The organism is Roseovarius sp. B08 (genome assembly GCF_051417955.1).
GTDB lineage: Bacteria > Pseudomonadota > Alphaproteobacteria > Rhodobacterales > Rhodobacteraceae > Roseovarius.
Genome location: NZ_JBPRLW010000001.1, coordinates 3848369 through 3872386 on the forward strand (window position 1 = coordinate 3848369; position 24018 = coordinate 3872386).

General features: G+C 64.5%; 22 protein-coding genes and 1 pseudogene. 12 read left to right on the top strand and 11 right to left on the bottom strand.

Annotated elements, in window-relative coordinates; all coding sequences use genetic code 11:
• Positions 1 to 19: 19 nt before the first annotated feature.
• The 7 genes from pgsA to pnp all read left to right on the top strand — a co-directional run bounded on the left by pgsA (position 20) and on the right by pnp (position 6180).
• Positions 20 to 679 (top strand): CDP-diacylglycerol--glycerol-3-phosphate 3-phosphatidyltransferase, encoded by a 660-nt coding sequence (pgsA, locus tag ACSQ76_RS19610; RefSeq protein WP_437157879.1) that lies wholly within the window; start codon positions 20 to 22, stop codon positions 677 to 679.
• Positions 680 to 682: 3 nt separating this feature from the next.
• Positions 683 to 928, top strand: a complete 246-nt coding sequence (gene moaD / locus ACSQ76_RS19615) for a molybdopterin converting factor subunit 1 (protein WP_306128616.1) — start codon at positions 683 to 685, stop codon at positions 926 to 928.
• A 5-nt stretch (positions 929 to 933) separates the two neighbouring features.
• On the top strand, positions 934 to 1374 hold the full coding sequence (locus tag ACSQ76_RS19620) for a molybdenum cofactor biosynthesis protein MoaE (protein ID WP_437157880.1): 441 nt from the start codon (positions 934 to 936) through the stop codon (positions 1372 to 1374).
• Positions 1375 to 1448: 74 nt separating this feature from the next.
• The gene (locus ACSQ76_RS19625) at positions 1449 to 1739 is read left to right on the top strand and encodes an SCP2 sterol-binding domain-containing protein (protein WP_437157881.1); all 291 of its coding nucleotides are present in this window, start codon (positions 1449 to 1451) and stop codon (positions 1737 to 1739) included.
• 191 nt (positions 1740 to 1930) lie between these two features.
• Positions 1931 to 2428 carry a hypothetical protein gene (locus tag ACSQ76_RS19630; protein WP_437157882.1) on the top strand — a complete coding sequence of 166 codons (498 nt, stop codon included), beginning with the start codon at positions 1931 to 1933 and terminating at the stop codon, positions 2426 to 2428.
• 178 nt (positions 2429 to 2606) lie between these two features.
• The gene (locus ACSQ76_RS19635; protein WP_437157883.1) at positions 2607 to 3845 is read left to right on the top strand and encodes a cation:proton antiporter; all 1239 of its coding nucleotides are present in this window, start codon (positions 2607 to 2609) and stop codon (positions 3843 to 3845) included.
• Positions 3846 to 4044: 199 nt separating this feature from the next.
• Positions 4045 to 6180: a polyribonucleotide nucleotidyltransferase gene (pnp, locus tag ACSQ76_RS19640; protein WP_437157884.1), complete on the top strand. Its 2136-nt coding sequence runs from the start codon at positions 4045 to 4047 to the stop codon at positions 6178 to 6180.
• Between the two features lie 361 nt (positions 6181 to 6541).
• On the opposite strand, the gene ACSQ76_RS19645 is transcribed toward pnp, so the two are convergent.
• Complete coding sequence (locus ACSQ76_RS19645; RefSeq protein WP_437157885.1) at positions 6542 to 7000, bottom strand: Lrp/AsnC family transcriptional regulator; 459 nt, start codon at positions 6998 to 7000, stop codon at positions 6542 to 6544.
• 135 nt (positions 7001 to 7135) lie between these two features.
• Between ACSQ76_RS19645 and ald the strand changes: the two genes are divergently transcribed.
• The 3 genes from ald to yaaA all read left to right on the top strand — a co-directional run bounded on the left by ald (position 7136) and on the right by yaaA (position 11358).
• The gene (ald, locus tag ACSQ76_RS19650) at positions 7136 to 8254 is read left to right on the top strand and encodes an alanine dehydrogenase (RefSeq protein WP_437157886.1); all 1119 of its coding nucleotides are present in this window, start codon (positions 7136 to 7138) and stop codon (positions 8252 to 8254) included.
• A 169-nt stretch (positions 8255 to 8423) separates the two neighbouring features.
• On the top strand, positions 8424 to 10463 hold the full coding sequence (gene recQ / locus ACSQ76_RS19655) for a DNA helicase RecQ (RefSeq protein ID WP_437157887.1): 2040 nt from the start codon (positions 8424 to 8426) through the stop codon (positions 10461 to 10463).
• Between the two features lie 136 nt (positions 10464 to 10599).
• Entirely contained in the window at positions 10600 to 11358 is a 759-nt protein-coding gene (gene yaaA, locus ACSQ76_RS19660) for a peroxide stress protein YaaA (RefSeq protein WP_437157888.1), read from the top strand.
• Between the two features lie 19 nt (positions 11359 to 11377).
• Here the strand turns inward: yaaA and ACSQ76_RS19665 are convergent, their stop codons facing one another.
• The 10 genes and pseudogenes from ACSQ76_RS19665 to ACSQ76_RS19710 all read right to left on the bottom strand — a co-directional run bounded on the left by ACSQ76_RS19665 (position 11378) and on the right by ACSQ76_RS19710 (position 20975).
• Entirely contained in the window at positions 11378 to 12598 is a 1221-nt protein-coding gene (locus tag ACSQ76_RS19665) for a phenylacetate--CoA ligase family protein (protein WP_437157889.1), read from the bottom strand.
• 46 nt (positions 12599 to 12644) lie between these two features.
• Positions 12645 to 13472 carry an ABC transporter ATP-binding protein gene (locus ACSQ76_RS19670; protein WP_437157890.1) on the bottom strand — a complete coding sequence of 276 codons (828 nt, stop codon included), beginning with the start codon at positions 13470 to 13472 and terminating at the stop codon, positions 12645 to 12647.
• Positions 13473 to 13591: 119 nt separating this feature from the next.
• Complete coding sequence (locus tag ACSQ76_RS19675) at positions 13592 to 14872, bottom strand: ABC transporter substrate-binding protein (RefSeq protein WP_437157891.1); 1281 nt, start codon at positions 14870 to 14872, stop codon at positions 13592 to 13594.
• A 91-nt stretch (positions 14873 to 14963) separates the two neighbouring features.
• The gene (locus ACSQ76_RS19680) at positions 14964 to 16040 is read right to left on the bottom strand and encodes a branched-chain amino acid ABC transporter permease (protein ID WP_437157892.1); all 1077 of its coding nucleotides are present in this window, start codon (positions 16038 to 16040) and stop codon (positions 14964 to 14966) included.
• A 99-nt stretch (positions 16041 to 16139) separates the two neighbouring features.
• Positions 16140 to 16388, bottom strand: coding sequence for a hypothetical protein (locus ACSQ76_RS19685; protein ID WP_437157893.1), 249 nt, complete (start codon positions 16386 to 16388; stop codon positions 16140 to 16142).
• On the bottom strand, positions 16385 to 16774 hold the full coding sequence (locus ACSQ76_RS19690; RefSeq protein WP_437157894.1) for a VOC family protein: 390 nt from the start codon (positions 16772 to 16774) through the stop codon (positions 16385 to 16387). Before ACSQ76_RS19690 ends, ACSQ76_RS19685 begins: the two co-directional genes overlap by 4 nt.
• Positions 16771 to 16983 carry a hypothetical protein gene (locus ACSQ76_RS19695; protein WP_437157895.1) on the bottom strand — a complete coding sequence of 71 codons (213 nt, stop codon included), beginning with the start codon at positions 16981 to 16983 and terminating at the stop codon, positions 16771 to 16773. The genes ACSQ76_RS19690 and ACSQ76_RS19695 overlap by 4 nt, the downstream gene beginning before the upstream one ends.
• A 3-nt stretch (positions 16984 to 16986) precedes the next feature.
• Positions 16987 to 17975 (bottom strand): annotated as a pseudogene (locus tag ACSQ76_RS19700) (branched-chain amino acid ABC transporter permease).
• A 143-nt stretch (positions 17976 to 18118) separates the two neighbouring features.
• A complete protein-coding gene (locus ACSQ76_RS19705; protein WP_437157896.1) occupies positions 18119 to 18937 on the bottom strand; it encodes an ABC transporter ATP-binding protein in 819 nt (272 codons plus the stop codon).
• A 64-nt stretch (positions 18938 to 19001) separates the two neighbouring features.
• The gene (locus ACSQ76_RS19710; RefSeq protein ID WP_437157897.1) at positions 19002 to 20975 is read right to left on the bottom strand and encodes an AMP-binding protein; all 1974 of its coding nucleotides are present in this window, start codon (positions 20973 to 20975) and stop codon (positions 19002 to 19004) included.
• A gap of 529 nt (positions 20976 to 21504) precedes the next feature.
• On the opposite strand from ACSQ76_RS19710, the gene ACSQ76_RS19715 reads away from it, so the two are divergent.
• The gene (locus tag ACSQ76_RS19715) at positions 21505 to 22107 is read left to right on the top strand and encodes a 2-hydroxychromene-2-carboxylate isomerase (protein ID WP_437157898.1); all 603 of its coding nucleotides are present in this window, start codon (positions 21505 to 21507) and stop codon (positions 22105 to 22107) included.
• Positions 22097 to 24016 (top strand): PAS-domain containing protein, encoded by a 1920-nt coding sequence (locus ACSQ76_RS19720; RefSeq protein WP_437157899.1) that lies wholly within the window; start codon positions 22097 to 22099, stop codon positions 24014 to 24016. The genes ACSQ76_RS19715 and ACSQ76_RS19720 overlap by 11 nt, the downstream gene beginning before the upstream one ends.
• Positions 24017 to 24018 lie beyond the last annotated feature (2 nt).

Here is a 24018-nt window from a genome sequence, read left to right on the forward strand (position 1 = left end):
TCGCACTAGATACAAGCGCATGACGTGGAATATTCCCAACGTGTTGACCGTGCTGAGGCTGCTGGCGGCGCCGGCGGTAGCGGTGATGTTCCTGTATTTCCATCGGCCCTGGGCGGACTGGTTCGCGCTGGTGCTGTTCGTGGGCGCGGCGGTGACCGACTGGTTCGACGGCTACTTGGCGCGGCTGTGGAAGCAGACCACCAAGCTGGGCACGATGCTGGACCCGATCGCCGACAAGGCGATGGTGGTGATCGCGCTGGCGGTGATCCTGGGCTATTCGTCGATGTCACCGTGGCTGGTGCTGCCGGCGACGGTGATCCTGTTTCGCGAAGTCTTCGTGTCGGGCCTGCGGGAATACCTGGGCGACACGGCGGGGACACTCAAGGTGACCAAGCTGGCCAAGTGGAAGACGACGCTGCAGATGGTGGCGATTGCGGTGCTCTTCGCGCAGGGCGTGTTCGAGCACTATTTCGGCATGTCCAGCCTGGGCATGGACGAGGCGCTGGTGGCCGATGTGCTGGCCGGCGAGGAAGAGGACGTGATGGGCCTGCGTTGGAAGTTCGAGGGCATGGTGATCGCATCGCATGCGGGTCTGTGGCTGCTGTGGATTGCCGCCGCGCTGACGTTGATCACGGGCATCGATTATTTTCGCAAGGCGGTGCCGTATCTGAGGGATTGAGAGATGGACGTGCTGTATTTCGCCTGGGTGCGGGAACGGATCGGGCACCCCAAGGACAAGGTCGAGACCGGCGCCGCGACCGTACGGGAGCTGGTCGCGGAGTTGCGGGCCCGCGAGGCGCGCTACGAGGCGGCGTTTGCCGACCTGGACGCATTGCGCGTGGCGGTGGACCAGGAGCTGGCGGATTTCGATGCGCCGCTTGCGGGCGTGCGCGAGGTGGCGTTCTTTCCGCCGATGACGGGGGGCTGAGGGACGTGGATATCCGGGTTCAGGAAGCGGCGTTCGACCTTGGCGCGGAGGTGAATGGCTTTGCCGCGCGGCAAAGCGGCATGGGCGCGGTGGTGAGTTTCACCGGCATCGTGCGGGATATCGCTACCGGCCTGGAGGCGATGCAGATCGAGCATTATCCGGGCATGACCGAAAAGGCGCTGGCCGGGATCGCCAAGGAGGCGCAGGCGCGCTGGTCCTTGGGCGATGTGCTGGTCATCCATCGTCATGGCGCTCTGCGCCCGGACGAGATGATCATGATGGTGGCGACCTCCTCGCCGCATCGCGCCGATGCGTTCCAGGCCGCCGAGTTTCTGATGGATTACCTGAAGTCGCGCGCGCCTTTCTGGAAGAAGGAAGTGACCCGCGACGGGGCGGACTGGGTGGATGCCAGGGACGCGGACGAGGATGCGCTGAGCCGCTGGTGACGCAAGGTTCGCGTTGACCGGGGCAGGCCCTGCGTGGAGAGCTTTGCGCATCATTTTGAAAGGCGCGCCATTCCATGAACGAGATCATCCGAAGCTATGTCGAAACGCTGGACCCCAAAGCGAAAGGCACCATTCGCGGCACCGCGAAACTGGTGATCGAGGGCGAAGGCAGCGTGATGCTGGACGAGGCCGGCGCGCGGGAGGGCGACGAGGCGGCGGACGTGGTGCTGATGGCCAGCGACGCGGTGTTCCGCAACATCCTGTCGGGCGAGCAGAACCCGGTGATGGCCTACATGTCGGGCAAGCTGAAGGTCGAGGGCAACGCGCAGCGGGCGCTGAAGGTGAGTGGTATCCTGACCGGGTGAGGCTTGTGTCCTGAACGCGGGTGTCGGCTCGGGGACGGCTGCCTTGGGACCAGCTTTCCGCATCCTGAGCGGCCCTTTCTTTACCTTGAGATGGTTGGCGATGTCGGTTTTTCCGTATTGCGCGATGTTTCCGGGAACATGCCCGCCGATCCGCGGGTTGGTCCACGGAAGGCTTGCAAACAGGAGAAACCATGCCGCGCTTCATTCTAGTCGCTCTGCTCGCCAGTACCCTTGCGCCCGCCGCCCTGGCCTCTGACGGGCCGGATGAGAAAGAACCGTTCTTTTCCGTGGCGAATGACGAAGATATCGGACCCTACATCGTGGGCCCCAACGGGCGTGCGGTCTACATGTTCGATACGCAGACACGCGGAGGCGACGGGTTGCCGCCGCTGGAATCCTGTGGGCCCCGGTGCAGGGAAGCCTGGCCACCGCTCGTCGTCGCTCCGGTGACAACCAAGAACTTGAGCGTATCCGATGGCTTGGATCCCAACCTTGCCGGGTCGGTCACGGATGGAGACAAGCTTGTGGCGAGCTACAACGGTCATCCGCTCTTCTATTTCAATCGCGAAGGCGAGAGCGAAGGTCCGAGCGGGCACGGTATCCACACGCATGGCGGATGGTGGATCGCGCTGGCACCCAATGGCAACGCCATCAGGACCGGGACCATTCCAAGCGAGACGGATTACTGACGTTCGCGTCTGGGGCCGGGCGACCGGGCGAGGGTGGCGCGCGCGTTTCAAGGCTCGGTTCAAGCGACGTCCGGCAATCGTGCTTTGAGGCACGCTCTGCGCCGTCTGGCGCAAGACCCTTGCAAACGAAACTGGATGTCCGATCTTACTTCACGGCGGCAATGAAGTAGATGTACGCATGAGCCCGGATTTCTTCACCCTCGATCCCTATCACATCGTGCTGGCCGTAACCGGGATGATCGTCATCAGCGCGCGGTGGCTGCCGCGGCTTGTGTCCCGGGCGGAGCCGGTCTTTGCGCCGCTGATGATCATCTTCGGGGCCGGGGCCGCGATGCTGGTCCCGGCCGCGGCCTTCATGCCCGACCCGCGCGAAGCGCCGCTGCTGTGGGAGAGGATAAGCGAGCTGGCCGTGATCGTGGCGCTGTTCGGCACGGGGATGCGGATCGACACGATCAGCCCATGGCGAAAGTGGAGTCCGACCGCGCGGATGCTGGGCATTGCCATGCCGTTGACCATCGCCGCGGTGGCGCTGTTGGGTATCAGCCTGGAGGGCCTGACCGTGGCCGGGGCGGTCCTGCTGGGGGCGGTCATCGCGCCCACCGATCCGGTATTGGCGGCGGACGTGCAGGTCGGCCCGCCGCAGGAAGGCCAGGAACATCCCGTGCGCTTTACCCTGACGACGGAGGCAGGGCTGAACGACGGGCTGGCGTTTCCGTTCGTGTACCTGGGGCTGGTCGTGGCGGCAGAAGGCCTGAACCCGAGTGCATGGGCGCTGGATTGGCTTGTCTGGGATGTGTTCTATCGCATTGCCGTCGGGGCCGTCGCCGGATGGGCCGGTGGCCGCGCGCTTGCGCTGATGCTGTTCTCGGTGCCGCGGAACGCGCCGCTGGCCGACACGGGTTCGGGGGTGCTGGCACTGGCCGGTGTGCTGCTGTGCTATGGCTCGACGGAAATGGTGGAAGGCTATGGGTTCATCGCGGTCGCCGTAATGGGGCTGACCCTGCGGAGAGAGGAGAAGGACCACCGCTTTCACCGGCGACTGCATAATTTCACGGAATCGATCGAACACGCGCTGACCGCCCTGCTGCTGATCGCGCTGGGGTCCGTTCTGCCGATGGTTTTTGCCGATCTGACGTGGCGCCACGTGGTCATCGCGCTGATCCTGATCCTTGTCATCCGGCCCGTGTCGGGGTGGATCAGCCTGATGGGGTCGCACATGCCGCACCGGGACCGGGCGGTCATTTCGGTCTACGGGGTACGCGGAATAGGTTCCATCTATTATCTGTGCTATGCGATGAGCCACGTGGAGTTCGTGAACGAGAGCGAGCTTTGGTCGCTAGTCGGGCTGGTCATCCTGCTGTCGACGATCCTGCACGGCTTCAGCGTCAACTGGGCCATGCGGAGGATCGAGGATTGACGGCCCGGCGCGGAAGCGAGCGCGTCGGGACATCCCCGCTTTCATTTCGCGCCGATCTGCTGTATGGGCGCACGTATCTGAAACGTGACGCCTTAGACCCCGGCGCATGAGATGATGGAGGGGTCGGTGGCAATGGGGCCACCAATGTAACGGAGGACCCGGGATACGCCCGGGAGGGCCTCCAGCTAGGAAACGATAGATGTTCAACGAAGTGAAAAAATCCATCCAGTGGGGCGAGGATACGCTGACACTGGAAACGGGCAAGGTTGCCCGCCAGGCGGATGGCTCGGTCATCGCCACATACGGGGAAACCTCGGTCATGGCGAACGTGACCTTTGCAAAGTCCCCGCGTGAAGGTCAGGACTTCTTTCCGCTGACCGTTCACTACCAGGAGAAATACTATTCCGCGGGCAAGGTGCCCGGCGGATTCTTCAAGCGTGAGGCACGGCCCACGGAAAAGGAAACCCTGACCGCGCGCCTGATCGACCGTCCGATCCGCCCGCTGTTCGTCGACGGGTTCAAGAACGAAGTGCTGGTGATGTGCACCGTGCTGAGCCACGACCTGGTCAATGACCCGGACATCGTGGCGATGATCGCGGCCAGCGCCGCCCTGACCATTTCGGGCGCACCCTTCATGGGGCCGATCGCGGGCTGCCGCGTGGGCTATGAGGGTGGTGAGTACATCCTGAACCCCGAGGTCGAGGACATGCACGACCTGCGCAACAACCCCGAGCAGCGGCTCGACCTGGTGGTTGCGGGCACGAAGGGTGCCGTGATGATGGTGGAATCCGAAGCCTACGAGCTGTCGGAAGCCGAAATGCTGGGCGCGGTGAACTTCGCGCACGAGCAGATCCAGCCGGTGATCGACATGATCATCGACCTGGCCGAAGACGCCGCCAAGGAACCGTTCGACTTTCAGCCGCCGGATTACAGCGACCTTTACGAGGCCGTTAAGGCGGCGGGCCAGGACAAGCTGGCCGCGGCCTACAAGATCCAGGACAAGCAGGAACGCACGAGTGCCGTTTCGACCGCCAAGGAAGAGATCAAGGCATCGCTTTCGGAAGAGCAGCTCGAGGATGCGAACCTCGGCTCCGCGCTCAAGAAGCTGGAAGCGTCGATCCTGCGCGGTGACATCGTGAAGTCGGGCAAGCGGATCGACGGACGGAACCTCGACGAGGTGCGCCCGATCGTTTGCGAAACCGGCCTGCTGCCGCGGACGCATGGCTCGGCGCTGTTCACGCGCGGCGAGACGCAGGGCCTGGTCGTGACCACGCTGGGCACGGGCGACGATGAGCAGATCATCGACGCGCTGCACGGCAACTTCCGCTCGAATTTCTTGCTGCACTACAACTTCCCGCCCTACTCGGTCGGTGAAGCCGGTCGCGTGGGCCCTCCGGGTCGCCGCGAGATCGGGCACGGGAAACTGGCATGGCGTGCGCTTCAGGCGGTCCTGCCTGCGGCGACGGACTTCCCCTACACGGTGCGCGTTGTCTCGGAGATCACCGAATCCAACGGCTCCTCGTCGATGGCGTCGGTTTGCGGCGGCTCTCTGTCCATGATGGACGCCGGCGTTCCGCTGAAGGCGCCGGTGGCCGGAGTGGCCATGGGCCTGGTGCTGGAAGACGACGGCTCATATGGCATCCTGACCGACATCCTGGGTGATGAGGATCACCTGGGCGACATGGACTTCAAGGTGGCGGGGACCGAAGCCGGTATCACGTCGCTGCAGATGGACATCAAGGTCGCGGGCATCACGCCGGAGATCATGGAAAAGGCGCTGGAACAGGCCAAGGCCGGCCGGCTGCATATCCTGAACGAGATGGGCAAGGCCCTGTCGGAAGCCGGTGATTTCTCGGTTCACGCGCCGCGCATCGAGACGATGCAGATCCCGACCGACAAGATCCGCGAAGTGATCGGGTCGGGCGGCAAGGTGATCCGCGAGATCGTCGAAGTGTCGGGCGCCAAGGTGGATATCAACGACGAGGGTGTCATCAAGATCGCGTCGCCCAACGGCGAGGCCATCCAGAAGGCATACGACATGATCCACTCGATCGTGGCGGAGCCGGAAGAGGGCAAGGTCTACAAGGGCACGGTCGTGAAGATCGTGGATTTCGGCGCCTTCGTGAACTTCTTCGGCAAGCGCGACGGCCTGGTGCATGTCAGCCAGATCGAGAACCGCCGCCTGAACCATCCTTCGGACGTTCTGAAGGAAGGCCAAGACGTGTGGGTCAAGCTCTTGGGCTTTGACGATCGCGGCAAGGTGCGCCTGTCGATGAAGGTCGTCGACCAGGAGACCGGCGAGGAAGCCAAGAAAGAGGAACCCGCGGAGGAGTAAATCCGCCGGTTTTGCAGGATCGAGGACCCCGGTGGCGACACCGGGGTTTTTTCGTGGGAAAGTGACGTCACGTCACAGCCAAAGGTAAGGTTTTCCATACGCGCCAAAGCCGGCGTTTGAACGCATACACCACGCTACCTCCCGAGCTTGAGAGGGGGGCGCCCGAATGGGTATCTGGCTGCGCTGTCACTCACGGATCACGCGCACCGGACGGGGCCCCGATCAACGTATCGGGGCCTTTTCGCCGATTTCACATATGGGCAAGAGATCTGGTCCGAGGGATGAAACCTGGGCGACGGGTCTTTGTGGAAGTCGGCAAAGTGCCAAGATTCCAGATCGAGGTCCCGAGAAAAGCAAAACTTCAGACCGGCAGGGCCGTTGTTTGCAGCACGGTGCGCAGGGCAAAGCTGGATTGCATGGTGGACACTCCCGGCAGGCGGGTGAGGTACTGTCGGTGAATGCGGGCGAAATCCTCGGTATCCTCGACCACGAGCTTGAGTATGTAATCGGCGGTGCCCGCCGTCAGGTGGCATTCCAGCACGTTGGGGATGCGGGCGACGGAGATCTCGAACGCGTCCAGCACCTCATCGGCCTGAGTTGTGAGGGTGATCTCTACAAAGACGGTGGTGGGAACCCCCATGCGGCGCGGATCCAGCAGGGCGACATAACCCGTTATGTAGCCTTCGGTTTCCAGGCGCTGCATCCGGCGATGACAGGCCGAAGGCGACAGGTGTACCGCCTCGGCCAGGTCCGCGTTGGAAATACGCCCGCGTTTCTGCAAGACGCCAAGCAGGCGACGATCCATCATGTCGAGCGTCATTCGAGGCAAATCCTGTGCAATATGCGCCATTCCTTCGAATAATCTTCAGCTTATTACGGCATGTGTGGGCAAAATATCAAACCCCTTTCTTTGGCGGCGCTGTATTCTAGTCTATAGCGCAAAGAGGAGTGCGACATGAAAATCGGATGCCCGACAGAGATCAAACCGCAGGAATTCCGCGTGGGGATGACCCCCAACGCCGCCGGAGAGGCCGTGGCCCATGGGCATGAAGTTATTATTCAATCCGGTGCCGGCAAGGGCGCGGGGTTCGAGGATGCGGATTATGTCGCCGCGGGTGCCGCGATCATCGACACGGCGGAAGAGGTGTTTGCCACCGCCGACATGATCGTGAAGGTGAAGGAACCGCAGGCCGGCGAGCGCAAGATGCTGCGCGAGGGGCAGTTGCTGTTCACCTACCTGCACCTGGCGCCGGACCCGGAGCAGACCAGGGATCTGCTGGCAAGCGGTTGCACCGCGATTGCCTACGAGACCGTGACGGACGAGCGCGGCGGGCTGCCCCTGCTGGCGCCGATGTCCGAGGTTGCGGGGCGTCTCGCGCCGCAGGTGGGGGCCTACACGCTGCAAAAGGCCAATGGCGGGCGCGGCGTGCTGATGGGTGGCGTGCCCGGCGTGGGGCCGGCCAAGGTGCTGGTGATCGGCGGCGGTGTCGTGGGCACGCATGCCGCGCGGATCGCCGCGGGCATGGGCGCGGACGTGACCGTACTGGACCGTTCGCTGCCGCGTCTGCGGTATCTCGATGACGTGTTCTCGGGAGCATTCAACACCGGGTATTCGTCGCAAGGCCTGCTGGCAGAGCATCTGACCCAGGCCGACATGGTGATCGGCGCGGTGCTGATCCCCGGGGCGGAAGCGCCCAAGCTGGTGAAGCGCGCGCAGTTCGCCGACATGAAGCCCGGCGCGGTGCTGGTGGACGTGGCAATCGACCAGGGCGGCTGCTTCGAGACGTCGAAGGCCACCACCCATGCCGACCCGATCTATGACGTGGACGGGATCATGCATTATTGCGTGGCCAACATGCCGGGCGCCGTGGCGCGGACCTCGACGATTGCGCTGGGCAACGCGACGATGCCGTTCATGCTGGCGCTGGCCGACAAGGGCTGGAAACAGGCCTGTGCCGAGGATCCGCACCTGTTGAACGGTCTGAACGTCCATGCCGGGCAGCTGACCTATTTCGCCGTGGGCAAGGCGCTGGGGATCGATGTGATTTCGCCGCAGATGGTGGTGAAGGGTTAGGTTCTGAACGCGAGGTCCCGGGTCAAGCCCGGGACGGGTGCTTTCTTCAATCCAATTGCCGTCCGCCGGGCCGGGGAAGCCCGAGATCGCCAATCCGGACTTGTTTACGATTCCTTAGTGTGGGACTGTCACCTGTAAGAGCAGAAAACTAAAATCTTACAGGTTTCCCATGCAAAGCGCTGCCACGCTGCTGCAAGACGTCTTTGGATTCTCCGCCTTCCGCCCCGGGCAGGAAGAGATCGTCCAGACCGTCGCCCAAGGCGCCAACACTCTTGCCATCATGCCCACCGGTGGCGGCAAATCCCTGTGTTATCAATTGCCTGCGCTGTTGCGCGACGGCGTGACCGTCGTCATCTCCCCGCTCATCGCGCTGATGCGCGATCAGGTCCGCGCCCTGCGCGCGGCGGGGGTGGAGGCCGGCGCACTCACCTCCGGCAATACCGAGGAAGAAACCCAGGCCGTCTGGGACGCGCTCGATGAGGGCCGCCTGAAACTCCTCTACATCGCCCCCGAGCGCCTCGCCGCCGGCTCTGCCATGGGGATGCTGCGCCGCATCGGCGTCAGCCTTATCGCCGTGGACGAGGCCCACTGCGTCAGCCAGTGGGGCCACGACTTCCGCCCCGACTACCTGCGCATCGGCGAGCTGCGCCGCGCCCTCGACGTGCCGCTCGCCGCCTTCACGGCCACCGCCGATGCGGAAACCCGGGCCGAAATCGTCGAGAAACTGTTCGAAGGCCAGCAACCGCAAACCTTTCTGCGTGGCTTCGACCGGCCGAACATCACCCTCGCCTTCTCGGCCAAGGACAGCCCGCGGCAGCAGATCCTGAGCTTTGCCGCCGCCCGCAAGGGTCAGTCCGGCATCGTCTACTGCGGCACCCGCGCCAAGACCGAGACGCTTGCGAAAGCCCTGCGCGAAGACGGCCACAGCGCCTGCCACTATCACGGCGGCATGGACCCGGACGACCGCCGCCATGTCGAACACCGCTTCAGCACCGAAGACGGGCTGGTGGTCGTCGCCACCATCGCCTTCGGCATGGGCGTCGACAAGCCCGACATCCGCTGGGTCGCCCACGCCGACCTGCCGAAGTCGATCGAGGCCTACTACCAGGAAATCGGCCGCGCGGGCCGCGACGGCGCCCCCGCCGACACGCTCACGCTCTTCGGCCCCGACGACATCCGCCTGCGCCGGTCCCAGATCGACGAAGGCCTCGCCCCGCCCGAACGCCGCGCCGCCGATCACGCCCGCCTGAACGCCCTGCTGGGCCTTGCCGAAACCCACGCCTGCCGCCGTCAGGCCCTGCTGCGCTATTTCGGCGAGGACCCTGCGCCCTGCGGCAATTGCGACACCTGCACCACGCCGCCCGAAACCTTCGACGGCACCCAGGACGTGCGCAAGGCGCTCTCGGCCATCCTGCGCACGGAGGAGTTCTTCGGCGCGGGTCACCTGATCGACATCCTCACCGGCAACGAGACCGACAAGATACGCGCCCGCGGCCACGATGGCCTGCCCACCTTCGGCGTCGGTCGCGACACCGACCGCCGCACCTGGCAGGGCATCTTCCGCCAGATGATGGGGTGCGATCTCATCCGCCCGGACCCCGAGCGCCACGGCGCCCTGCGCATGACCGAACGGGCCATCCCCATCCTCAAGGGCGAGCAGGAGATCACCCTGCGCCGCGACACCCTCGCGCCCAAGTCCCGCCGCCCCGCCGCCAAGACGCTGGTGGCCGAGGAAGACGCGCCGCTGCTGTCCGCGCTCAAGGCCAAGCGCCGCGCGCTCGCCGAAGCCGCCAAGATGCCCGCCTACATCGTCTTCAACGACCGCACCCTGATCGAGATGGCCGAGACCCGGCCCCGCACGCTGGACGACATGGCCCGCATCTCCGGCGTCGGCTCCAAGAAGCTGGAACAGTACGGCGCGGCCTTCCTCGAGGTCATCAACGGCGAGGCCGAGGTGATGCACCCCACTCGCCGCAAACTTGCAGGCCGCGAAACCGGCACGGTCTATGACCGCCTGCTGGAGGTTCAGGCCAACCTCCAACGCGGCGAAGACGGCATCGCCAAGCCGCTTTCCTGCTCCGCCAGCCTTCTGGCCCGTGTCGCGGCCTCTAAACCCCGCGACCTCGGCGACCTCGAACGCCTGCTGGGCGACAAAAGGACCGAGCGTTTCGGCCCGGCCTTTCTGGACGTTCTGCACGCGGCGGACTGAGGTGTTTCGAGGACAACATGACCAGAATATCGCCAATGTCCCGAGAACGCCGAAGGCGTGACAGGGTATTGGCGATTCCATTTTTCCTCGAAACGCCCTAGATCAGCCCGAACACGGAACCAGCCAAGGGTCACATATGCTCGTCGTCGTCTCGCCTGCCAAGAAACTGGACATGTCCCCGGCCGAGGGGATCCACCCCACCGGCCCGGCCTTCGCCAAGGACGCCCACGCCCTGGCCGACGTGGCCCGCGACTTGTCCCAGAGCGATCTGAAGAAACTCATGGGCATCTCCGACGACCTTGCCAGGCTCAACGCCGAGCGGTTCAGCAATTTCGGCTCTCAGGACAAAAAGCCCGCCGCCCTGGCCTTCGCCGGCGACACCTACCAGGGGCTCGAGGCGGGCTCGCTGGATGCGGATGAACTCGACTGGGCGCAGGATCACCTGCGCATCCTCTCGGGCCTCTACGGCCTTTTGCGCCCCTTGGACAATATCGAACCCTACCGGCTCGAGATGGGCAGCCGCCTCAAGACAGAGCGCGGAAAATCGCTTTACGATTACTGGGGCGACCGGCTGTCAAAGGCTCTGAACCGGCAGGCGAAAGAGACCGGAAGCAAGACCCTCGTCAACTGCGCCAGCCAGGAATATTTCGGCGCCGTCGACCGCGACGCGCTCAAGCTGCGGGTCATCACCCCCACATTTCTCGACACCAAGAATGGCGAGGCCAAGGTCATCAGCTTCTTCGCCAAGAAAGCCCGCGGCGCCATGGCCCGCTTCATCGTCCAGAACCGCCTGACCGATCCCGAAAGCCTGAAGGATTTCGATAGCGGCGGCTATCGCTACGACGCTGCGCGCTCGACCGGGGACGAACCGGCGTTCATCCGCGACGAACAGTAGACCCGCCCGACGGTGCGCATCACTCGTAGCTGCGCAGATCCTCGATCACCTTGCCATCGTTCGGCAGACTGCCCCGCGCCACCACCTCGATCTTGCCCTTCAGCTTCAGCACGTCGCTGACCGTCGCCGCATAGGCCTCGGGCGCGCCGCCATCGGCCTCGATCTGCACGGTCATCACGTCCATCTCGCCCTCGCGGCTGGCCACCACGCGGACGCGGGCGATCTCGGCATGCTTGGCCACCAGCGCGGCCACCTGCTCGGGGCGCACGAACATGCCCTTTATCTTGGTGGTCTGGTCGGCGCGCCCCATCCAGCCCTTGATGCGCATGTTGGTCCGCCCGCAGGAGCTTTCCCCTTCCATCACCGCGCTCAGGTCGCCCGTGGCGAACCGGATCAGCGGATAATCCGGGTTGAGCGTGGTCACCACGACCTCGCCCACTTCGCCGGGTGCCACCGGGTCGCCGGTGCCCGGCGTCACGATCTCCACGATCACGCCCTCGTCGACGATCATCCCCTCCTGCGCCGGGCTCTCATAGGCGATGTTGCCCAGGTCGGCGGTGGCGTAGCATTGCAGGCACTGAATGCCCCGGTCCGCGTACTCCTGACGCAGCGACGGAAAGAGCGCCCCGCCCCCGACGGCGGCCTTGGTGATCTTCAGCGCCAGCCCCATCTCGTCCGCCTTGTCCAGGATCACCTTCAGGTAATCCGGCGTGCCGGCATAGGCCGTGGTCCCGATGTCATGCGCGGCCTGCACCTGCAACTCGGTCTGGCCGGTCCCGGCAGGCAGCACCGTGGCCCCGACCGCGCGGGCGCCGTTCTCGAACATCATGCCCGCCGGCGTCAGGTGATAGCCGAAGCAGTTCTGCACGATATCGCCCGCACCGATCCCGCAGGCATGCAGGAACCGGCCCATCCGCCACCAGTCGGTTCCGGCGCCACCCGGCTCGTAGATCGGCCCGGGGCTCTGAAACACATGCGCAAAGCCCGAGGCCGGGCCCATCGTCAGCCCGCCAAAGGGCGGCGCGGCCTTCTGCGCCTGCCCCATGTCCGCCTTGCGCAGCACCGGCAAACCCGCCAGGTCGGCCACGCTCTTGATGTCGTCCGGGATCACGCCGCGCAGTGTATCGCCATAGCCCGGCAACGCCTGCGCCCGCCGCACCTGCGCCGCCAGCGCTTCGGCAATGGCCGCCGCCCGCGCGTCAAGGCTCTGCGTCTCAAGATTGTCGTAATACTGGCTCATCTCTTTGCTCTCCACCGGCCCTTGCCTGCCATTGCGACCCTGTCTCTCAGCTCAGCCACCGCTTCCGCCTGCGATAGCTGCGCACGTCGCGGAACGATTTGCGCCCCTCGTCCGACATGCCGAGGTAGAATTCCTTCACATCCGGGTTCTCGCGAAGCTCCTTCGCGGGCCCGTCCATCACCACGCGGCCGGATTCCAGGATGTATCCATACTGCGCGAACCGCAGCGCCACGTTGGTGTTCTGCTCGGCCAGCAGGAAGGTATAACCCTCCTCCTCGTTCAGCGATTTCACGATGCCGAAAATCTGCTCCACCAGCTGCGGCGCCAGCCCCATGCTGGGCTCGTCCAGCAGGATCGTCTCGGGCCGGGACATCAGCGCGCGCCCGATCGCGCACATCTGCTGCTCCCCGCCGGACGTATATCCCGCCTGGCTCCGCCGCCGCTCCTTCAGGCGCGGAAAATATTCGTACACAAGGTCCAGATCCTTCTCGATCTCGCCCTTGCTCGACCCGCGCGTATAGGCCCCGGTCAGCAGGTTTTCCTCGACCGTCAGGTGCTCGAAGCAATGACGCCCCTCCATCACCTGGATCACGCCCTTCTTAACCAGCTCCGAGGGCACAAGGTCCTGAACCCGCTCGCCGCGGTAGCGGATATTGCCCTTCGTCACCTCGCCCCGCTCGGACTTGAGCAGGTTGGAAATCGCCTTCAGCGTGGTGGTCTTGCCCGCCCCGTTGCCGCCCAAGAGCGCGGTGATCCCGCCCTTCGGCACGCTCAGGCTCACGCCCTTCAGCACGAGGATCACGTGATTGTAGATCACCTCGATATTGTTCACCTCAAGCAGGTCTTCCTGCGTCTCGACGGCGGCCTCGGCCATGGCTCAACTCTCCCGCGCTCACCCCGGGGCACATGCGCGCCCCCGGCTTTCACTGTTCTTCAAATACTCAAAATGCCCCGGCCGCCACCGCGTGCAGCGGCCGGGGAAGTAGCGCCCGATCAGCAACCCGGCTCGATGCCGTTCTCCTCTGCGAACGCGGTCGAATCCTCTTCAACCAGCGGCTGGATGATCTCCTGGTCCGATTGGTAGTACTCGGTGATCAGGTCGAACTCGCCGGTCTCGGCGTTCCACTGCGACACCGCGCCAAAACCGTTGCCGCCGTGGTTCTCGCACGACACCTTGAACTCGGGGCCGAAGTTCGGAAGGCCAAGCGCGGCCATCTTCTCTTCGGTCATCTCCAGGTTCTCCATGCCGTCGCGCATCTGGGCGGCGTTGATCGCGGCGGTGCCATGCATCTCCTGCGCGGTCTTGATCGCCTCGGCGGCCAGCATCGCGGCATACATGCCCCGGTTATACAGGACCGAGCCGATCTGGTCGCCCGCACCCGCGGCGTTGCCGGTATCCACCACATGCGTCTGGATATCGTCATAGACCGGGTAATCCGACCCGAGGTTGTGGAAGGTCAGCGCCTTGTAACCATCGGCGCCGGCCCCGGCGGACTTCACGTCGTTCTCCGAGCCGGACCACCAGATGCCGATGAAGTTCTCCATCGGGAACCGGATGTTCACGGCTTCCTGGATCGCGACCTGGTTCATCACGCCCCAGCCCCACATGATCACGTAGTCCGGGCGCTGCTGGCGCACCTGCAGCCACTGTGACTTCTGCTCCTGGCCGGGGTGGTCCACCGGCAGCAGCATCAGCTCATAGCCGTGTTTCTCGGCCAGTTTTTCCAGCGTGCGGATCGGCTCCTTGCCATAGGCCGAGTTGTGATAGACCAGAGCCACCTTCTTGCCGCTCAGGTCGCCGTCATTCTGCTCTGCCAGGTGCGTGATCGCGAGGCTGGCGCCGTCCCAGTAGTTGGCGGGATAGTTGAACACCCACTTGAACACCTCGCCGGCCTTGGCGCTGGTGCGGCCATAGCCCATCGTGTGAAGCGGAATGCCATCGGCCGTCGCCTTGGGGATCAGCTGATAGGTGATGCCGGTGGAAAGCGGCTGATACACCAGAGAGCCTTCGCCCTTGGTGGCCTCGTAACATTCCACGCCCTTCTCGGTGTTGTACCCGGTCTCGCATTCGATCAGGTTGATCATCTCGCCGCCGATGCCGCCATCACGCTGGTTCAGCAGGGTGAAATAATCCTGGTAGCCATCCGAGAACGGAATCCCGTTCGCCGCATACGGCCCGGTGCGATAGCTGGTATCGACGATGGTCAGCTCCGCAAGCGCGGGGCTCGCCACCATCGCCACAGCCGCAATCGCTGTCAGCAGTCTCTGTTTCATCGGTTTGTTCCTCCCTTGGTATGTCCGATGTCTCTTCATGGGCGCAAGCGCCCAACCCGTAGGGCGGGATTTCATCCCGCCATGCCGCCCCCTAATGCGGGAAGGGCCACAGTCTCAATTTCTCCTTGGCCACCCGCCACAGCTGTGCCAGCCCGTGCGGCTCGGCCACCAGGAATATCACGATCAGCCCGCCCACGATGATGAACTCGAAATGCGCCGCCAGGTCGGTGGGCCAGCCCAAGCCCCCCACCAGCACGTTCTTCAGCAGCACCGGCAACAGCACCAGGAACGCCGCCCCGGCGAACGAGCCGAAGATCGACCCAAGCCCGCCGATGATCACCATGAACAGCACCAGGAACGACTTGTTGATGCCGAACACCTCGCCCACTTCCACGGCGCCCAGGTAGACGGCAAAGAAAAGCGCCCCCGCGATGCCGACGAAAAAGCCCGACACGGCAAAGGCGCTCAGCTTGGCCTTCAGCGGGTTCACCCCGATGATCTCGGCGGCGATGTCCATGTCCCGGATGGCCATCCACTGCCGCCCCTGCATCCCCCGCGTCAGGTTCCGCGCGACCAGCGCGCAAACCACGGTGAACACCAGGCAGAAGAGATACGCGGCCCAGGGCGCGGTCTCGGCCCCCGTGATCGGCACACCCAGAACCGTCCGCTCCGGCGCGTTGATCTGCCCCGAGGCCGAGTAGTTGTAGAACCACCCCACCCTGTTGAAGAGCCAGACAAGAAAGAACTGCGCCGCCAGCGTCGCCACCGCCAGGTAGAACCCCTTGATCCGCAAGCTGGGCAGACCGAAGAGCACACAGACCCCCGACGTGATCCCGCCCGAGATGATCACGTGGAAAAAGATGTTCACCTCGGGGAACCCGGTCATCAGCTTGTAACAGGCATAGGCCCCCACGGCCATAAAGCCGCCGGTGCCAAGGCTGACCTGCCCGCAATAGCCCACCAGGATGTTCAGCCCGATCGCGGCAATCGAATAGATCAGGAACGGCAGGAAGACCGCGTTGACCCAGTAGTCGTTGATCACGAAGGGCACGATGGCGAAGGCCACCAGCAACACCGCGTAATATCGGAACCTGTCGAACTTGATCGGAAAGGTCTGGCTGTCTGCCACGTAGGACGTCTTGAAATCGCCCGCCTCACGATAAAACATCAGATCTCTCCTTCACCAAAGTCACATGCGCCCATCGAAGGTCCCGGGCGGGCGGGTGCCGTGGCCCGCAGGGACACGCGGTCGCCCGACCGCGACCTTTCAAACCAGTTCCGCATCGTCATCCTCCCGCTGGACCACCCGGTTCGCGGGCCGGGCATAGCCCGTCTCCTCCGCGTGCCGCACCAGCCAGAAATAGGCCAGCATCCCCGTGCCGCCGCCCAGCGCGGCCAGCATCGCGGCCACCACCATCTGGCCGCTCTGATCCACGCCCGAGGTCAGCGCCAGGTATCCGAAGGCCCAGAACCCCGACCACGCCACGACATTCAGAATCGCGATCAACTGTCTCATGTCCCGGTCTCTCCCTCGAACGTGCCCGCGTCGCCGGGCCAGTCGTCGCCCTGCGGCCCCACCAGGCAGAACCGATGTCCGGTCGGCGCCTCCATCACGATCCAGCCGCGCAGCCGGTCGACCTCGCGCGCGCCCAGCGCCGTCAACCGCGCGCACTCCGCCTCCTGGTCGTCGGTCTCGATATCCAGATGCACGCGTGGCGCGTGATCCACCGCCTGCAACAGCACCTTGGGATGGCCCTCATTCCCGTCGAACTCGGTGTATTTCCCGCGCTCGTCTATCTTTCCATCCTTGCCCAGCGCCGCCGACCAGAACGCCGTCGCCTCCGCCAGGTCGTCGGTCTGGCAATCAATGCAGACCACGCTGATACGCGCCTTGTGGGTCATGCCTTGCCCTCCCCGGCCTTCAGCATGTCCGCCTTGAGCGCCGCGAACTTCGCCTGCGCCGCGCCCCAGCCTTCCCCGGCCGGCCCGGCCATGGAGATCTCCGCACCGCAATTGCCACAGGCAAACGACGCTCCCTCCATCAGCGCCCGCGTCTCTATCGCGATGGGCGTGCCGCAATCCGGGCAGTCTATGCTCTGCTCAAGGCGCACCGCTCATACCCTCTCGATGATCTTCTCGCCAAAGAGGCCCTGCGGCCGGAACACCAGGAAGATCAGCGCCAGCACGTAGGCAAACCAGATCTCCGTCGCCCCGCCCAGGTACGGCGCGCCGATGGCGAACTCGAACAGCTTCTCGCCCACGCCGATCACCAGCCCGCCGACGATGGCCCCGGGGATCGAGGTGAAGCCCCCCAGCATCAGCACCGGCAGCGCCTTCAGCGCGATCAGCGACAGCGAGAACTGCACGCCCGACTTGGTGCCCCACATGATCCCCGCCACAAGTGCGACGAAACCCGCCAGCGACCAGACCATCACCCAGATGAAGTTCAGCGAAATCCCCACCGACAGCGCCGCCTGGTGATCGTCCGCCACCGCCCGCATCGCGCGCCCCTGCTTGGTGTATTGCGCGAAGACGATCAGCGTGAAGACCAGCGCCGCGGCGATCACCGTCGCCACGATATCGAGGTTGTCGATGAAAAAGCCGTAACCGAACCAGCCCGCCGTGGTCGTGTCGATCACCTCGTTGATCCCCTGCGGCAGGCCCACATCCATCGTCTTGATGTCCGACCCCACATCATGTCGCCGAATCCTTCGAGGAAATAGGCAAGCCCGATCGTGGCCATGAACAGGATGATCGGCTCCTGGTTCACCAGGTGCTTGAAGATCAGCACATTCACCACCCAGGCCAGCGCGACCATCACCACCATCGTCAGCAGGATCGCCGCCAGCGCCGGCACGTGCCAGCCGAAATGGTGTACCTCCGTGCCGAAGATCGCGTTGATCAAGTGGCTGAATGGCACCTGCCCTTCCATGATCCCCACCAGCGTCAGCGCCGCGAACAGCGCCATGACGCCTTGGGCGTAGTTGAAGATGCCGCTGGCCTTGTAGATCAGCACGAAGCCCAGCGCGACCAGCGCATACAGCACCCCGGCCATCAGACCGTTCAGGAACACTTCCATTCCGAAAATCAGCTGATCAGGCATCACGAACCTCCTTCGCATTCCCGCCCCGGACCAGATCCGGGGCCTCCCGGCCACAGAGGTCCCGGCTCAAGGCCGGGACGGGGTGCCGCCCCGCATCAATCACGCGCCTTTGGCGGGTAAAAACCCAAGCTTCGCGCCCCACATCAATCATGCGCCACCCCCAGGTAGGCGTCGATCACCGCCTGGTTGCTGCGCACCTCGTCGGGCGTTCCATCCCCGATCTTCTTGCCGTAATCCATCACCACCACACGGTCGGACAAATCCATCACCACCCCCATGTCATGCTCGATGAGCACGATAGTCGTTCCGAACTCGTCATTCACATCAAGGACAAAGCGGCTCATGTCCTCCTTCTCCTCGACGTTCATCCCCGCCATCGGCTCATCCAGGAGCAGGATCGACGGCTCGGCCGCCAGCGCCCGCGCCAGTTCCACCCGCTTCTTCAAGCCGTAGGGCAGCCGCCCCACCGGTGTCTTGCGGATATGCTGGATCTCCAGAAAGTCGATGATCCGCTCCACAAAGGCCCGGTTCTCGACCTCCTCGCGCTCGGCCTTGCCCTTCCAGAGCGACTGCGCCAGCAGCCCCGATTTCATCTGCCGGATGCGCCCCGTCATCACGTTGTCCAGCACGCTCATCCCCTCGAAGAGGGCGATGTTCTGGAACGTCCGCGCAATCCCCTGCTGCGCCACTTGGTAGGGCTTCATCTGCGGGCGCTTTTCGCCCTTGTACCAAACCTCGCCTTCCTGCGGATTGTAGAAGCCGGAAATCACGTTCAGCATCGAGGATTTGCCCGCGCCATTGGGCCCGATGATCGCCCGGATCTCGCCCTCGCGCACGTCAAAGCTGATATCCTGGATCGCCACCACCCCGCCGAACCGCAGCGTGATGTTCTTCATCTCCATCACCACGCCGCCAATCTTGCGGCCGTCTTCGGTGGTGTATCCTCCGGTCTGATCCAACATCACAACTCTCCCAACGCGAAACGGGATGGCGGGCGGGGCGAAAGCGAAGCTGAGCGTCGTCCCGTCATTCCGCCGCCACCTTCTCCTGCGCCACCGGCACCACCTCGGCGTCCACGATCTTCAGCGTGGCCGAGATGCTGCCCTTGCGCCCGTCCTCATAGGTGACTTCCGTCGTGGTGAACTTCTCCTCCGAGCCGTCGTAGAGCGCCCCCAGCAACTCCTCGAACTTCTCCGAGATCACGCCCCGCCGCACCTTCCGCGTCCGGGTCATCTCGCCGTCATCCGCATCCAGCTCCTTGTGCAGCACAAGGAAGCGGTGCACCTGGCAATGCGCCAGCATCGGGTCCTCGGCCAGGCTTCGGTTCACCTCTTCCACGTGTTCCTTCACCGTCTCCAGCACCCTCGGATGCCCCGCCAGTTCCTGGTAGGAGGCATAGCCGATATTGTTCCGCTCGGCCCAGTTGCCCACGGCATTCAGGTCGATGTTGATAAAGGCCGTACACTGCTCCCGCTGGTTGCCGAACACCACGGCCTCCAGGATGTTGGGATAGAATTTCAGCTTGTTTTCCACGTATTTGGGCGCAAACAGGCTGCCATCGGCCATTTTTCCGACGTCCTTGGCCCGGTCGATGATCTTCAGATGTCCGGTCGCCTCGTCGATGAACCCGGCATCGCCCGTCGCGACCCAGCCCTCGGCATCCTTGGTGCTCGCCGTGCTTTCGGCGTTCTTGTAGTATTCCTCGAACACGCCATCGCCGCGATAGAACACCTCGCCGCTCTCCGCGATGCGCAACTCCACGCCGGGTGCTGCCACACCGACCGTATCGCTGTAAACCTCGCCATCGGGCTGCAGCGTGATGAACACCGACGCCTCCGTCTGCCCATAAAGCTGCTTCAGGTTGATCCCCAGGGAGCGGTAGAAATCGAAGATCTCCGGCCCGATCGCCTCGCCCGCCGTATAGCCCACGCGCACCCGGCCGAACCCCAGCGTATCCTTCAAAGGCCCGTACACCAGAAGCCCGCCGAGCTTGTACTTCAGCCGGTCCCATCCGCTCACGCTCTTGCCGTCCAGGATGGCCGGCCCCACCTTCCGCGCATGCGCCATGAAGGTGTGGAACAGCCATTGCTTCATCCGGCTGGCATCCTCCATCCGGATCATCACGTTGGTCAGCTGGCCCTCGAACACCCGCGGCGGCGCGAAATAATACGTCGGACCGATCTCGCGCAGATTCACCTGCATCGTATCCGGGCTTTCGGGGCAGTTCACGCAGAACCCGCACCAATACGCCTGCCCGATGGAAAAGATGAAGTCCCCCACCCACGCCATCGGCAGGTAGGCCAGCACTTCCTCGCTGCGCGTCAGGTGATCGAACTCGGACGAGGATTTCGACGCCTCGATGATGTTGCGGTTAGACAGCACCACGCCCTTGGGCTTGCCGGTCGTGCCCGAGGTGTAAAGCATCACGCAGGTGCTGTCGTAATCCAGGGCGTCCCGCCGCGCCGTCAGCTCGGACATCAGGCTGTCCTTCGCCGCACGCCCCTGCTCCTGGACTTGGGCAAACTGGTGCAGCTTGGAATGATCGTATTTCCTCAGCCCCCTTGGATCGACATAGATCATGTGCTCGAACTGGTGCAGTTGGTCCTGGATATCGATGATCTTGTCGACCTGCTCCTGGTCCTCGACAATGGCGAACCGCGCGCCGCAATGGTCCAGCACATAGGCCATCTCGTCGCTGGCACTGTCCTGGTAGACCGGCACCGGGATCGCGCCCACCGATTGCGCGGCGACCATGGACCAGTAGAAATAGGGCCGGTTGCGCCCGATGATGGCAATGAAGTCGCCCTTGTCGACGCCAAGGTTCAGCAGGCCCAGCGCCAGCGCCTCGATTTCCTGCTCGGCCTCGGCCCAGGTCCAGCTTTGCCAGATCCCGTATTCCTTTTCCCGGTATGCGGGCCTGGCTCCGAACTGCGCGGCATTGCGCTGCAAAAGGGCCGGAATGGACGAAAGCCCATCCGCGCCTCTCGACGACTGTGCCAAATTGTGTCCTCCCTTTGTCCGCTCTCGCCCGCGAACAGACCGCTCCCCCTGGGGACGATTCTTGATCCTCCATAGAGTGCGCAGCCGACGCTGATCGTCAACTTTTTCCTGATCTTTGCCCAATCCTTACGAATTGTAACAGACGCCACGTAATGCACCGGAGCCGCGCGATCGCCAGACCGCGGGCTGGCGACCTGACGGTGTTTCGCAGCACTTTATCCATGCCAAATCCGCAAAACCTCCAATCGAAGCGCCCACGTCCGCCAATCGCCAGCCCGTCGCACCGCAGGTGCGCCGTTCATAGTCGGCACGCCTCCGGCGTGACGGGCGGCCCCCTTTCGGCGATTGCAGGCAATCGCCTTTCGGTCAGCGGACGATCGCGCGGCGGCCTGCGGCCTTGATTCCGCGCGCCACACCGCCCCACGTCATTCCGGACCTGATCCGGGATCTGCTGCTCCGGCATGCCCACCACCCTTGACATACCCGCCATTTCCCCGTCGATTGCCTCTCTCGCAAGAGGACCGCAACCATGACCAAACCACAGATGGATTTCTGGTTCGAATTCGCCTCGACCTATTCCTATCTCAGCGTCATGCGTCTGCCCGCCCACGCGGCCGAGGCCGGCGTCACTGTCCGCTGGCGCCCCTTCCTGCTCGGCCCGATTTTTGCATCGCAAGGCTGGGACACCTCGCCGTTCAAAATCTACGCCGCCAAGGGCAACTACATGTGGCGCGACATGGAGCGACGCTGCGCCGCCCTCGGCCTCACGTTCCAGCGGTCCGACACGATGCCCCAGCACAGTGTGCTGGCCGCCCGCACGGCCCAGCTCGCGCTCGAAACGCCGCAAGGCATCGCCTTTTGTCAGAACGTCTATCTCATGCAGTTCGCCGAAGGCATGAACATCGCCGACACCGACGTCATGGCCGCCTGTCTGTCGGCGGCCCGCCTGCCCGCGGACCTGTTGGAAAAGGCGCAGGCCGACGCCAACAAGCACCGCCTGCGCGATACCACCGAAGAGGCGATGCGCCGCGGCCTCTTCGGTGCCCCCAGCTTCACCGTGGGCGACGAGCTTTTCTGGGGCGACGACCAGCTCGAGACCGCGCTGGCCTGGGCTGTGGAGCATGCGGCATGACCCCCGCGACACGACAAGGATGACCACGGCGGGCCTCAACCTCATCCAGCAGGCCCTGACGATCTATGACGCCGATCTCGATCTCGCCGTCTGCAATCGGCGCTTTCAGGAAATGTTCGACCTTCCCGACCGGCTGGTCACCCCCGGCGCCCGTTTCGAGGATACGATCCGCTTTCTGGCCGAGCGCGGCGACTATGGAGAGGTGACCGACCTCGACCGCTTCGTCACCGACCGCGTGGAAATCGCCCGCGCGTTCGAGCCGCATTACATGGAACGCACCCGCGCCAACGGCCGCATCATCAGCGTCGAAGGGTCCCCCCTGCCGCAGGGCGGCTGGGTTACCGTCTATACCGACATCACCCGCACCAAGCAGCAGGAGGCGCTGCTCGCCGCCCGGTCCGAGGAACTGTCGGACCGTCTCGTTACCTATTCCGACGATCTGGCGGCGGCCAACCGACAACTTGAATCCACCATCACCGCGCTGGAGGAGGCCAAGCGCCAGGCGTCCGAGGCCGAAGCCCGCATGCGCCTGACGACCGAAATGGTGCCGGCGCATATCGCCCATGTCGGACCCGACCGGCGTTACACCTATTCCAACCGCCGCCTGTCGCTCATCATGCCGGGCAGTACCGCCGACCCGGTCGGCCTTGCCCCCGCCGAGGCGCTGGGGCCTGAGACCTTCGCCAATATCGCCCCGCATCTCGACCGCGCCTTTGCCGGCGAGGCGTCGGTCTTCGAGTTCACCCACGCGGCCAGCTCGCGCCGGATCCGCGTGGCGCTGACCCCCGATCCGGCCACCGGCGGAGTCTACATCCTGTCCATGGACATCACCGAAGAGGCCCAGACCCGCGCCGCCCTGGGCCAGCACCGCCGCCGCGAGATGGCCGCGCAACTGACCTCGGGGCTGGCGCATGACTTTTCAAATCTTCTGACCATCATCCTCGGGATGCAATCGCGCCTGCAATCCATGTCCCTGCCCGAAGAGGCCGCCGACCTTATCGCCGCCACCCTGGGCGCGGCGCGGCGCGGCGGCCGGCTGCTCGACCGCATCGCCGACATGACCGGCCCGCGCGAACATACCCCCGTGCCCACCGACCTGCCCGCCTTCCTGCACGATCTGGAACCGCTCGCCCGCTCCGTCCTGCCCGAGACGATCACCCTCGATATCCGGCCCACCGACGCGCCGCGCACCTGCCTGCTCGATCCCGGCATGTTGCAGGACTCGCTCATCAACCTGCTGCTCAACGCCCGCGACGCCATCGGTGGCGTGGCAGAAGGGCCCGGCCGCATCACGCTTGCCGCGAGGGCGGTCCAGGACACCTGGCTCGACGTGACGGTCTCCGACACCGGTCCCGGCTTTTCCGATCACGTGCGCAGCCATGCGTTCGACCCGTTCTTCACCACCAAGGGCGGCGAGGGCTCGGGGCTGGGCCTTACCATGGTCTACAACATGACCAAGCTTGCCGGGGGGCGCGTCATGATCGAGAACACCGACAAAGGCGGCCAGGTCACGCTGCGCCTGCCGCTGCGCACCGCCGAAGCCGAGGACGCCCCCGGCTTCGTCCTGCTGGTCGAGGACAGCGCCGATTTGCGCGAAAGCATCCGCGCCATGCTGCGTGCCGACGGCCACCAGGTGATCGAGGCCGCCAGCGTTTCCGAGGCGCAGGCGCTGCTTCAGGGTCTGCCCGAGATCACCGCGATCCTGTCGGACATCACGCTCGAAGGCGAGGCGACGGGCCTTGACCTGCTCGACGCCCTGCCGCCATCGCACCCGCCGGCGGTGCTGATGACCTCCCTGCCGCCCACCGATCCGCTGCACGTCGCCGCCCTTGCCAGGACGCCCGTGCTGCGCAAGCCGTTCGATCCCGGCGCCCTGCGCACGGCCCTCGCCGCAAGGGTCGCCTCATGACC